General features: G+C 71.2%; 9 protein-coding genes. 6 read left to right on the forward strand and 3 right to left on the reverse strand.

Going from position 1 to position 12,414, the window contains the following annotated elements; all coding sequences use genetic code 11:
- Positions 1 to 14: 14 nt before the first annotated feature.
- On the reverse strand, positions 15 to 965 hold the full coding sequence (locus tag KV097_RS06955; protein WP_220341144.1) for a class I SAM-dependent methyltransferase: 951 nt from the start codon (positions 963 to 965) through the stop codon (positions 15 to 17).
- A 9-nt stretch (positions 966 to 974) separates the two neighbouring features.
- Positions 975 to 1,754: an enoyl-CoA hydratase/isomerase family protein gene (locus tag KV097_RS06960; RefSeq protein WP_220346828.1), complete on the reverse strand. Its 780-nt coding sequence runs from the start codon at positions 1,752 to 1,754 to the stop codon at positions 975 to 977.
- 142 nt (positions 1,755 to 1,896) lie between these two features.
- Here KV097_RS06960 and glgX point away from each other — a divergent pair, with 142 nt between their 5' ends.
- Together glgX and KV097_RS06970 are read left to right on the forward strand one after the other, a co-directional pair.
- Entirely contained in the window at positions 1,897 to 3,861 is a 1,965-nt protein-coding gene (glgX, locus tag KV097_RS06965) for a glycogen debranching protein GlgX (RefSeq protein ID WP_220346827.1), read from the forward strand.
- Positions 3,862 to 3,893: 32 nt separating this feature from the next.
- Positions 3,894 to 5,813 carry an alpha-1,4-glucan--maltose-1-phosphate maltosyltransferase gene (locus KV097_RS06970; protein ID WP_220365463.1) on the forward strand — a complete coding sequence of 640 codons (1,920 nt, stop codon included), beginning with the start codon at positions 3,894 to 3,896 and terminating at the stop codon, positions 5,811 to 5,813.
- Positions 5,814 to 5,850: 37 nt separating this feature from the next.
- Here the strand turns inward: KV097_RS06970 and KV097_RS06975 are convergent, their stop codons facing one another.
- A complete protein-coding gene (locus tag KV097_RS06975; RefSeq protein WP_220365464.1) occupies positions 5,851 to 6,519 on the reverse strand; it encodes a hypothetical protein in 669 nt (222 codons plus the stop codon).
- Between the two features lie 50 nt (positions 6,520 to 6,569).
- Between KV097_RS06975 and treS the strand changes: the two genes are divergently transcribed.
- The 4 genes from treS to KV097_RS06995 are packed head-to-tail and all read left to right on the forward strand — an operon-like array spanning position 6,570 to position 12,408.
- The gene (gene treS, locus KV097_RS06980; protein WP_220341139.1) at positions 6,570 to 8,285 is read left to right on the forward strand and encodes a maltose alpha-D-glucosyltransferase; all 1,716 of its coding nucleotides are present in this window, start codon (positions 6,570 to 6,572) and stop codon (positions 8,283 to 8,285) included.
- Positions 8,285 to 9,760, forward strand: coding sequence for an aminoglycoside phosphotransferase (locus KV097_RS06985; RefSeq protein WP_220346826.1), 1,476 nt, complete (start codon positions 8,285 to 8,287; stop codon positions 9,758 to 9,760). The genes treS and KV097_RS06985 overlap by 1 nt, the downstream gene beginning before the upstream one ends.
- A gap of 13 nt (positions 9,761 to 9,773) precedes the next feature.
- Entirely contained in the window at positions 9,774 to 11,579 is a 1,806-nt protein-coding gene (gene glgB, locus KV097_RS06990; protein ID WP_220365465.1) for a 1,4-alpha-glucan branching protein GlgB, read from the forward strand.
- Positions 11,572 to 12,408, forward strand: a complete 837-nt coding sequence (locus KV097_RS06995; RefSeq protein ID WP_220365466.1) for an NUDIX hydrolase — start codon at positions 11,572 to 11,574, stop codon at positions 12,406 to 12,408. The genes glgB and KV097_RS06995 overlap by 8 nt, the downstream gene beginning before the upstream one ends.
- Positions 12,409 to 12,414: the final 6 nt, after the last annotated feature.

Below are 12,414 nucleotides of genomic sequence, written 5' to 3' on the forward strand. Positions count from 1 at the left end.
TCATCGAAGGCGGGTCACGGCTTGGTCGCTGCCACCGAGACGTTGTAGTAGAGGCCCTTGGGCACGACCGGCGCGAGCGCCTTGTCGAGCGCGGACAGCCGCACCCACGAGCGGTAGGCGAACATCCGCCAGCGCGGGCCGAGCTTGTCCTCGGGGACCGCGGCCTCGAAGGTGCGTACCGGCCACCCGAACCAGGACGCGGTCAGCTCCTCGGTCTGCGTACGGACGTCGACCCCGCCCGCGCGCAGCACCAGACGCTCCAGGTCGGCGGGCTCGAACGTGTGCAGGTCGACCACGGCCTCCAGCGCGGCCGCACGCGAGGACTCGTCGAGCTCCTCGGCCGGACGCGCCCAGTCGCGCAGCGGACCCAGCCGGGTCGCGCGGGTCGCCGCCCACCAGGTCAGGCGCGACAGGCGGCGGGCCACGAAGTCGCCACGCGTGGTCGGCTCGCCGCAGATCACGATCCGTCCGCCCGGACGGAGCACGCGCAGCATCTCTCGGAACGCCTTCTCGACGTCGGGGATGTGGTGGATGACGGCGTGGCCGATGACGAGGTCGAAGGACTCGTCGGGGTACGGCAGCTCCTCGGCGTCGGCGGCCTGCCCGTCCAGCGAGAGGCCGAGGCCCTCGGCGTTGCGCTGGGCGACCTGGACCATCCCCGGGGAGATGTCGGTGACCGTGCCCTTGTCGACCACGCCGGCGAGCATCAGGTTGAGGGTGAAGAAGCCGGTGCCCGCACCGATCTCGAGACTGCGTCCGTACGGCCAGTCTCCCTCGCCGGCGACGGCGACGAAGCGCTCCCGGGCGTAGGAGATGCAGCGCTCGTCGAACGAGATCGACCACTTCTCGTCGTAGGTCTGCGCCTCCCAGTCGTGGTAGAGCACCTGGGCGAGCTTGGTGTCGGACCAGGCGGCCTCCACCTCGTCGGCGCTGGCATGGGGGTTGGGGGTGGCGATCGTGCTCATGCTTGCTGCTTACTTTCCTTCGAAGGTGGCCTTGCCAGGCCCGTTCTCGATGAACGACCGCATGCCGGTCTTCTGGTCCTCGGTCGCGAACAGGGCGGCGAACGCGTGGCGCTCGATCTCGAGCCCGGTCACCAGGTCGACCTCGAGACCGCGGTCGACGGCCTCCTTGACCGCCCGCAGCGCGAGGGACGCGCCGCCGACGAACTGGCGGGCCCACGCGACGGCCTCCTCGTAGACCGACGCGGCGGGAAGCACGCGGTCGACGAGCCCGATGGCGAGCGCCTCCGCAGCGTCGACCTGACGGCCGGTGAACATGAGGTCCTTCGCCTTCGCGGGGCCGACGAGTCGCGGCAGGCGCTGGGTGCCTCCGGCGCCGGGGACGATGCCGAGGAGGATCTCGGGCTGGCCGAGCTTGGCGTTGTCGGCGGCGAAGCGGACGTCGGTGCACATCGCCAGCTCGCAACCGCCGCCGAGGGCGTAGCCGGTGATCGCGGACACCGTCGGCTTGGGGATCGCCGCCACGGCGTTGAGCGCCGCCTGGAGCTGCTGGGCGCGCACGTTCATCTGCGGATAGGTGAGGTCGGCCATCTCCTTGATGTCCGCACCCGCGGCGAAGACGCGCTCTCCGCCGTAGACGACGACCGCGGCGACGTCGTCGCGCGCGGAGGCCTCGACGGCGCACTCCGCGAGCTCGGTCTGGAGCTGCGCGCTGATCGCGTTCATCTTCGGCCGGTCGAGCCGGATCGTGCCGACGCCGTCCGAAACCTCGAGCCTGACGAGCTCGCCCATGCGCGCTGCCTCTCTTGTGGGATGCCGGGTCCGGCGGAGCGTCGTGACAGTGCTGCTGTCGACGTCCGCCGTGGCTCCGAGGGTAGCGAACGCCACGGATGCGGGGCCGAGCGCGTGGTGGTCGTACCGCATGATGGGGCTCATGGCCGAGACCTGGGCGTACGAGCGTCACCCGAGCGTGGCGGGGAGCTGCCACCCCCTCGGCGCCCGGCCCGTCGTCGGCGGCACCAACTTCGCGGTGCACGCACCGCAGGCCCGCAGCGTGCGGCTCCACCTCCCGGGGGTGGGGACGTACGAGCTGGAGTCCCGGACCGGGTCGGTGTGGCACCTCGAGGTGCGTGGCACCGGTCCCGGGCAGGAGTACGCCTTCGAGGTCGACGGCACCCGGGTCCTCGACCCGTACGCCATGCACGTCCGCGGCGGGCTGGACGGCAATGCCTCCCGGTTGCGGGCGTACGTGGCCGAGACGGCGTTCGACTGGTCGGGCGACAGCGCACCGCGCACGCCCTGGGACCGCACGGTCATCTACGAGGCGCACGTGCGGGGCCTCACCAAGCAGGACCCCGACGTGCCGGAGGAGCTGCGCGGCACCTACGCGGGTCTCGCGCACCCCGCGACCCTGGACCGTCTCGTCGCGCTCGGTGTCACCGCGGTCGAGCTGCTGCCGATCCACCACTTCGTCACCGAGCCGACCGTTGCCGACCGCGGGCTCGTCAACTACTGGGGCTACAACAGCGTCTCGTTCCTCGCGCCCCACGCCCCGTACGCCGCGTCCGACGATCCGGTGCGCGAGTTCAAGGAGATGGTGCGGGCGCTGCACGCCCGCAACCTCGAGGTGATCCTCGACGTCGTCTACAACCACACCGGCGAGGGCGGCGACGGCGGGCCGACGATCCATCTCCGCGCCCTCGACGACGACGGCTACTACCGGCACTCCGACGGCCACTACTTCGACGTGACCGGCTGCGGCAACACGGTGCGGTCCGACTCCGGGCCCGGGTCGGAGCTCATCCTCGAGTCGCTGCGCTACTGGGTCCGCGAGATGCACGTCGACGGGTTCCGCTTCGACCTCGCCTCGGCCCTCGCCCGCGACGAGGCCGGTCGAGTCACCCTCGCCGAGTCGCTGATCGCCGCGATCGGCCGCGACCCGGTGCTGCGCGACGTCAAGCTGGTGGCCGAGCCGTGGGACGCAAGCATGGACGGCTACCTGGTCGGGGGGTATCCCCAGGGCTGGAGCGAGTGGAACGACGGCTTCCGCGACGACGTGCGCGACTTCTGGCGCGGGCACGGCGGCGGCGTCGCCGGGATCGCGACCCGCCTCGCCGGGTCGTCTGAGGTCTTCGCACCGAGCGGACGGCCACCGCAGGCGTCGGTGAGCTTCGTCACGGCGCACGACGGGTTCTCGCTGCGCGACCTCGTCTCGTACGACGACAAGCACAACGAGGCCAACGGCGAGGACAACCGCGACGGGCACTCCGACAACCGCTCGTGGAACTGCGGCGTCGAGGGCGAGACCGACGACGTCGACGTCCTGACGCTACGGCGACGCCAGTCGGCGAACCTCGTGGCGACCACGCTGGTCGCAGCCGGCGTGCCGATGCTGCGCGCGGGCGACGAGCTCGGTCAGACCCAGGGCGGCAACAACAACGCGTACTGCCACGACTCCCCCACCACCTGGCTGCCGCCGGTGCCGGAGGTCGGCTGGGAGCACGTCCGCGAGGTGGTCTCGCGGCTGACGACGCTGCGGGCCGAGCACCCGGCGCTCCGGACCACCCGCTTCTTCACCGGCGAGGTGTCGGACGAGACCGGCCGCGAGGACCTTCGCTGGCTCCACCCCGACGGGCGGCCGTGGGCCCCCGACGACTGGCACGACGAAGGCCTCCGCACGATCGGGATGGCGCTCGACGGCGGCGCCGACGCGGCGTGCGCGGTCGTGCTGCTCAACGCCGGAGACGAGCCGCAGGAGTGGGCGCTCCCCGACGGCGCGTGGGAGCAGACGTACGCCGTGGCGCTCGACACCGCCGATCTCGACCACGCCACGTCCTACGGTCCTGGTGCCGCGGTGCCGGTCGCCGCGCACAGCATGGTGCTGCTGATCGCCTCCTGAGGGGCCGCGTCGCGTCGGATAGCGTCGGGCCCATGTTGCGCATCCCCGTGATGGACGTGTGCCCTGTCGTCGAGAATGGCGCCTACGCCGCGAAGGCCGCCGTGGGGGAACCGTTCCCGATCCGTGCCCGGATCTTCCGTGAGGGCCACGACGCCCTCGGCGCGGGGGTGGTGCTCGCCGGCCCGGACGGACGCGACCGGCCCCTGCTCCCACTGCCGCACCTCGACAACGACCACCACGAGCTGTGGGTGACCCTGGACGAGGTCGGACCGTGGACGTTCCGGATCGAGACCTGGTCCGACCCGTTCGGCACGTGGCTGCACGACGCCCCGGTAAAGGTCGCCGCGGACGTGGACAGAGAGCTGATGCCCATCGAAGGAGCGGTCGTGCTGGAGCGCGCGGCGACGACGCTCCCCCGCGACCGGACGGCGGAACGAGCGGCGCTTCGCAAGGCGGCGAAGGTCCTCCGTGACCCGAGCCTCGACGCCGCCGAGCGGGTCGACGCGGCGAGGACGCCGGAGATCCTCGGCATCATGAGCCGGTTCCCGTTGCGGGACCTCGTCGGCAGCACCGGACCGTACCCCGTCTTCGCCGACCGCGAGCGGGCCCTCGCGGGCGCCTGGTACGAGCTGTTCCCCCGATCGTTCGGGGGTCTGCGGCCGGCGATCGACCAGCTCGACCGGGTGGCGGCGATGGGGTTCGACGTCGTCTACCTGCCGCCGATCCACCCGATCGGGCGGGTCAACCGCAAGGGGCGCAACAACTCGCTCCACGCCGAGCCGGGCGATCCCGGGTCGCCGTGGGCGATCGGTGCCGCGGAGGGCGGCCACGACGCGATCCACCCCGAGCTCGGCACCCTCGAGGACCTCGACGCCTTCGTGGCCGCGACGCGTGACCGCGGCATGGAGGTGGCACTCGACCTCGCGCTCCAGTGCGCTCCTGACCACCCGTGGGTGGCCGCGCACCCGGAGTGGTTCACGACCCGCGCCGACGGCACCATCGCCTACGCCGAGAACCCGCCGAAGAAGTACCAGGACATCTATCCGCTCAACTTCGACAACGACCCCGAGGGACTGCATGCGGAGGTGCTGCGAGTGGTGCGGCACTGGATGTCCCACGGGATCCGGATCTTCCGGGTCGACAACCCGCACACCAAGCCGGTCCCGTTCTGGGAGCGGCTGCTCGCGGAGATCCGTCGCACCGACCCCGACGTCGTGTTCCTCGCCGAGGCGTTCACCCGTCCGGCGATGATGCGGGCCCTCGGGACCGTCGGGTTCCACCAGTCCTACACCTACTTCACCTGGCGCGAAACCAAGGAGGAGCTCACCGCCTACCTCGAGGAGGTCACGGGCCGCAAGGCCGACGTGATGCGCCCGGCGTTCTGGGTGAACACCCCCGACATCCTCCCGGCCCACCTCCAGACCGGCGATCCGGCGATGTTCCGGCTGCGGGCCGTGCTGGCGGCCACAGGTGCGCCGACGTGGGGGATGTACTCGGGCTACGAGCTGCTCGAGCACACCGCGCTGCGTCCAGGCTCGGAGGAATACCTCGACTCGGAGAAGTACGAGATCAAGCACCGCGACTACGGCGTCGCCGACTCGCTGGCGCCGTTCGTGGCGAGGCTCAACGATGTACGGCGCCGGCACCCGGCACTACGGCAGCTGCACCGGCTCGCCGTGCACCCGAACGACTCCGAGCACATCCTCTGCTTCTCGCGCCGCCACCTCGGCGACACCCGCGACGACGCCGTGATCGTCGTCGCGAACCTCGACCCCGGCGCCGCCCACGAGACGATCGTCCGCCTCGACCTGCCGGCGCTCGGCATCGGCTGGGGTGAGCGCTTCGCGGTCCGCGACGAGCTCAGCGGCGAGGTGTTCGACTGGACCGAGGAGAACTACGTCCGGCTGGGCGGTGACGCCGAGGTCGCGCACGTGCTGACCGTGCTGCGGTAGGGACCTCCCCGAGTCGTCGCTCCCGCTCGGCTCCAGCTCAGCCGCCGGGCGGACGCTCGACCGGGGCGGGCCGTACGACCGGAGCCGGCTGCACGACCGGGGCCGGCTGCACGACCGGGGCCGGCTGCACCACGATGGTCGACTCGGTCGTCGACGGGACCGCCTCCGGGACGTCGACGGGAAGCCGAGCGGCGCTGGGGGTCCGGAGGAGTGCGTCGAGGTAGTGCATGGCGTCGATGAGCCGCATCGTCGTCCGGCGCCGGAGCACCTTGAGCGCGCGCCATCGTCCCCACCGCCGGCTGAGCAGCTCGCGCAGGTCGCCCGCGAGCGTCTCGTCGATCTCGGCGTGGTCGAGGTTGACGGCGTCGGCATATGCCTGGCCGAGCAGGCGACGCTCGACCGCGTCGGACCACTCCTCGATGCGGGCCTTGGCCTGAAGCAGCGACATGTCGGCGCTGGCGTGGAGGAGCCGGGTCGCCTCCATCTTGCGGCCCGACTCGAGCAGACGGGTGATCTCCGAGCGCGTCACCTCGTCGACCGGGCGGTTGCCGCGCGTCTCGAGCGCGGCCTTCTTGAGCTCGGGCGCGATCGGCGTGAGCTGCCGTCCGGTGATCGGCTCGGGCGCGCCCTGGCGTGCGCTCAACCACACGATGAGCGCCCCGATGGCGACTCCCGTGAGGGCTGCGGCGACCACGGCCAGAAGCATGGGAACAGCCTAGTGCCGCGACCTTCGGGGCTGTGGGAGGCCGTGCGAGGATGGCGCGCATGGACGCCCCCGTGCCCGTGCCGGGCTCCCCCACCGACCGGCGCGACGACGATCCGCTGTGGTTCAAGCGTGCCGTGTTCTACGAGGTTCTGGTCCGGTCGTTCCACGACTCGACCGGTGACGGGATCGGCGATCTCGCCGGCATCACCAGCAAGCTCGACTACCTCCAGTGGCTCGGCGTCGACTGCCTGTGGCTCCCGCCGTTCTTCCCCTCCCCGCTGCGTGACGGCGGCTACGACGTCGCCGACTACACCAGCGTGTCGCCCGAGCTCGGGACCGTCGAGGACTTCAAGACGCTCCTCGACGCCGCCCACGAGCGCGGCATCCGCATCATCATCGACGTCGTCATGAACCACACGTCCGACGCCCACCCGTGGTTCCAGGAGTCGCGCACCGATCCCGACGGGCCGTACGGCGACTTCTACGTGTGGCGCGAGGACGACGAGGCCTACTCCGACGCCCGCATCATCTTCGTCGACACCGAGAGCTCGAACTGGACGTACGACCCCGTCCGGGGTCGCTACTTCTGGCACCGCTTCTACAGCCACCAGCCGGACCTCAACTTCGAGAACCCGGCGGTGCACGAGGCGATGCTCGACGTCCTCCGCTTCTGGCTCGACCTCGGTGTGGACGGGTTCCGGCTCGACGCCGTGCCCTACCTGTACGAGCAGGAGGGGACCAGCGGCGAGAACCTCGAGCCGACCCACGCCTTCCTCCGCACGGTCCGTCGCTACGTCGACGAGCACTATCCGGGCCGCGTCCTGCTCGCCGAGGCCAACCAGTGGCCCTCCGACGTGGTCGACTACTTCGGCGACCCGGCCGTCGGCGGCGACGAGTGCCACATGTGCTTCCACTTCCCCGTGATGCCGCGCCTCTTCATGGGCGTGCGCCGGGAGTCGCGCTACCCGATCAGCGAGATCATGGAGCAGACGCCCGACATCCCCGAGGGGTGCCAGTGGGGCATCTTCCTGCGCAACCACGACGAGCTCACCCTCGAGATGGTGACCGACGAGGACCGCGACTACATGTGGAGCGAGTACGCCACCGACCCGCGGATGAAGGCCAACATCGGCATCCGCCGCCGGCTCGCCCCGCTGCTGGACAACGACACCAACCGCATGGAGCTGTTCACGGCGCTGCTGCTGAGCCTACCCGGCTCTCCCGTGCTCTACTACGGCGACGAGATCGGCATGGGCGACAACATCTGGCTCGGCGACCGCGACGGCGTCCGGACGCCGATGCAGTGGACGCCCGACCGCAACGCCGGCTTCTCCGTCGCCAATCCCGGCAAGCTGACGCTCCCGGTGATCATGGACCCCGTCTTCGGGTACCAGTCGGTCAACGTCGAGGCAGAGCGCGAGAACACCTCCTCGCTGCTGCACTGGACACGACGCATGATCCACATCCGCAAGCAGCACCCGGCGTTCGGCGTCGGCACGTTCCGTGACATCGGCGGCTCCAACCCGTCGGTGCTGTCGTTCCTGCGCGAGCACGAGGGCGACGTCATGCTCTGCGTCAACAACCTGTCGCGGTTCCCGCAGCCGGTCGAGCTCGACCTCCACGCCTACGCCGGGGTCCGCCCGATCGAGACGTTCGGAGGCGTGGAGTTCCCGGCCATCGGCGAGCTGTCCTACCTGCTGACGCTGGCGGGGCACGGGTTCTACTGGTTCCGCCTGGGCCGACCGGCCGAGACCGAGGGGGTCTGATGAGCACCGACCGTACGACGGGTGACCGAGGGACGGCCGATCGGAGGACGGCCGAGCGCAAGGACCTGCTCGACTACCTCGTCCGACGCCGCTGGTTCTCCGGGGAGGGCGAGGGCTGGGAGCTGGAGCGCGTCGCGCCGCTGGGCTGGCTGAGCCGGCCGGCGACCGGCCTCGGCGTCCGCTTCGAGCTCGTGACCGTGCGCGGCCCCGGCGGCACGCACACCTACAACGTGCCGCTCGCCTACCGCGCCGAACCGGTCGAGGCCAATGCGTACGGCTTCATCGGCACCTACTCCCCCGGGCTCGGCGAGACCGTCGACGACCTCTTCGTCTACGACGCGCTGCACGACCCGGAGGCGCGGCGGGTGATCATGCAGGGGTTCTTCGCCGAGGACACCGGGTCCGCGGCGACCTACGTGTCCCGGATCCCGTCCGACGACGACGGCACCTCGTCGATCGGCTCGGAGTCGGAGTCCGTCCTGCTCTCGGTCGAGCAGTCCAACACCTCCGTCGTCGTCGACGAGCGCGCGATGCTGAAGGTCTTCCGCAAGGTCGTCCCTGGCCGCAACCCCGACGTCGAGATCCACGACGCGCTCGCGGGTCCGGGTGAGGACGCGATCGCGCCCATGTGGGGATGGATCTCGGCGACACCGGCCGAGGGTGAGACCTCGTACGACCTGGCGATGCTGCAGAAGTTCCTCCGTACGGCCACCAACGGGTGGGAGGGCGCCCGAGCCAGCGTGCGCGACCTCCTCGCCGAGCCCGGCCTGGCGCCCGAGGAGGCCGGTGGCGACTTCGCCGCCGAGTCCGCCCGTCTGGGTGCGACCGTCCGGTTCGTGCACGCCCTGATGGCCGACCGCCTGCCGACCACCGAGTGGGCGGCCGCCGACCTGCAGGCGCTGGCCGACCGTCTCGACGCCCGTCTCGACCGGCTCGCCGAGCGCTGCCCCGAGGTGGAGGGCTACACCGAGGGCGCGAGGCAGCGCTACGGCGTCCTGCGCTCGCTCGACGGACCGGTCGTCGCCCAGCGGGTCCACGGTGACCTCCACCTCGGCCAGACGCTGCGCACGACGGCGGGGTGGAAGCTGATCGACTTCGAGGGCGAGCCGGTCGCGCCGCTCGAGGAGCGGGTGACCCTCGACTCCCGGCTGCGTGACGTCGCCGGGATGGTCCGGTCGTTCGACTACGCGGCCTTCTCCTACCTCCTCCAGACCGGCACGCGCGGCGAGGACGAGGTGGACCAGGCCCGCGCGTGGGTACGACGCAACCGGCAGGCGTTCCTCGACGGCTACCACGGGCAGCCGGACGAGAGTGCCGACCGCACGGGGCCGACGCGAGTCGAGGCGGCGCTGCTGCGGGCGTACGAGATCGACAAAGCCGTCTACGAGCTCGTCTACGAGCTCGACCACCGACCTGACTGGCGCGCGGTTCCCGAGCAGGCGCTGGACCAGCTGCTCGCCGACGACCGGACGTGAGGGGCCTCCGACCATGACTCGAGACCTGTGGCACGACCTCGGCTCACACCTGCGCCGCGGCGGCGTCGACTTCGCCGTCTGGGCACCGAACGCCCGTGACGTCCAGGTCCTGGGCGACTTCAACGGATGGGACGGCGGCGGCCACCCGCTGGTCCGCGGCGACGACGGCGTGTGGCGGGGTCGCGTCGAAGGGCTCGGTGCCGGTGCGCTCTACAAGTACGCCGTGCACGGCGCCGACGACGTCTGGCGTCAGAAGGCTGATCCTCTCGCCCTCTGGACGGAGGTCCCGCCGGCCAACGCCTCACGCGTGTTCGCGTCGGGCTACACCTGGGCCGACGACGACTGGATGGAGCAGCGGCGCGATCGGCGACCGTGGGCGGAGCCGATGAGCGTCTACGAGGTGCACCTCGGCTCGTGGCGCACCGGTCTCGGCTATCGCGAGCTGGCCGAGACCCTCGTCCCCTACGTCGCAGAACGCGGCTTCTCCCACGTCGAGCTGATGCCGGTGATGGAGCACCCGTACGGCGGTTCGTGGGGCTACCAGGTGACCGGCTACTACGCGCCGACCTCGCGATGGGGCGACCCCGACGACTTCCGGGCGCTCGTCGACGCCTTCCACGCCGCGGGCATCGGCGTGATCCTCGACTGGGTCCCGGCCCACTTCCCGCGCGACGAGTGGGCGCTCGCGCGCTTCGACGGCACCCCCCTCTACGAGCACGCGGACCCGCTCCGCGGCGAGCACCCCGACTGGGGGACGTACGTCTTCGACCTGGGCAAGGAGGAGGTGCGGGAGTTCCTTCTCGCCAACGCCTTCTGGTGGTTCGAGGAGTTCCACGTCGACGGCCTGCGGGTCGACGCCGTCGCGTCGATGCTCTATCTCGACTACTCGCGCGGACCGGGCGGCTGGGTGCCGAACGCGCACGGGGGCAACATCGACCTCGACGCGGTGACGTTCTTCCAGGAGCTCAACGCGTCGTGCTATGACCGCTTCGGCGCGATCGCGATGATCGCGGAGGAGTCGACGGCCTACGACGGCGTGACCCGCAACGTGACCCACGGCGGTCTCGGCTTCGGGTTCAAGTGGAATCTCGGGTGGATGCACGACACACTCGACTACTTCGCCGTCGATCCCGTGCACCGCAGCGGGGAGCACAACCGGCTGACGTTCGCGATGATGTACCACGACGCCGAGAACTTCGTGCTTCCCTTCTCGCACGACGAGGTCGTGCACGGCAAGGGCTCGCTGCTGGGCAAGATGGCGGGCGACCGGGAGCAGCAGCTCGCCAACCTGCGCTCGTTGCTGGCCTACCAGTGGTCCCACCCGGGCAAGCAGCTGCTCTTCATGGGCGGCGAGATCGCCCAGCTCTCCGAGTGGTCCGACGAACGCTCGCTCGACTGGTCGCTGCTCGACGATCCCGGGCACGCCGGCGTGCAGCGGCTCGTCACCGATCTGAACGCGGTCTACGGCGCGAACCCGGCGCTGTGGGCCAAGGACCACGACCCGGACGGGTTCAGGTGGCTGGAGGCCGACGACGCCGCCGGCAACGTCTACGCCTTCGTGCGGCGCGGCGGCGGTCGTACGCTCGTGTGCGTGGCGAACCTGTCCGGCCGCACCTGGCCGACCTACCGCGTCGGGCTGCCCCTGGCGGGCGCATGGCGGGTCGCGCTCTGCACCGACGACGCGGCGTACGGCGGCACGGGCGACACCCCCGGTCCCGAGATCGTGGCCGACGAGGTCGCGTGGCACGACCAGACGCACTCGGTCGAGCTCCGTCTGCCTGCCCTCTCGGTGACCTGGCTGGAGCCCGCCGATGGCTGACCTCACGCTGCGGCCGGTCGACGCCGAGACGTTCGAGGTCCTGGAGGACGGCCGCGCCCTCGGCACCATCTCGCTGCGTCTGGACGACGCGCGTACGGCGTCCCTGCGGTGGGACCTCGGGCCCACGGAGGAACCCCTGCGCTCCCAGGCGGTCAACCTCGCGATCACCCATGCGTTCGACGAGCTGGGCGTCACCCGGGTCCAGACCCTGACCGACGAGGACGCCGTGCCGGACCGCCGGGCCGCGGCGCGTGCGGGCATGCGACGCGACGGACTGATCCGCCACGTCGACGGTCCCGACCAGGAGCTGTTGTCGCGACTCGCCGACGACCCCCAGCCGCAGAGCCGCGAGGGCTTCGTCGCGATGCTCAACGCGGCGCTGCCCAAGAAGCGCGCGATCGCGCAGGCGCTCGTGTGCGACCCCGACGGCCGGGTGCTGCTGTGCGAGCTGACCTACAAGCGCGAGTGGGACCTGCCCGGCGGAGTCGTCGACCCCGGTGAGTCACCCGCCGACGCGGTCGTGCGGGAGCTCCGCGAGGAGCTCGGTGTCGAGGCACGGATCCGCGGACTGCGCACCGTCAACTGGCTGCCGCCGTGGAGCGCCTGGGACGACGCGGTGCTGTTCGTGTTCGACGTCGAGGCGTGGGACCCCGACGCCCCGCTCACGCTCCAGCCGACCGAGATCGCCGCGGTCCACTGGTGCGACCGCGACCTCCTGCGAGAGCGCGCCGCGGCAGCGACGATCGACCTGCTCGACAACCTCGACGCCGACCCGGACGGCACCTACCGCGAGGCGGGCCACGTCTTCCGGCCCTCGCCCGAGCGCTGACCTGGA

The organism is Mumia sp. zg.B17, assembly GCF_019550915.1.
Taxonomy (GTDB): Bacteria; Actinomycetota; Actinomycetes; order Propionibacteriales; family Nocardioidaceae; genus Mumia.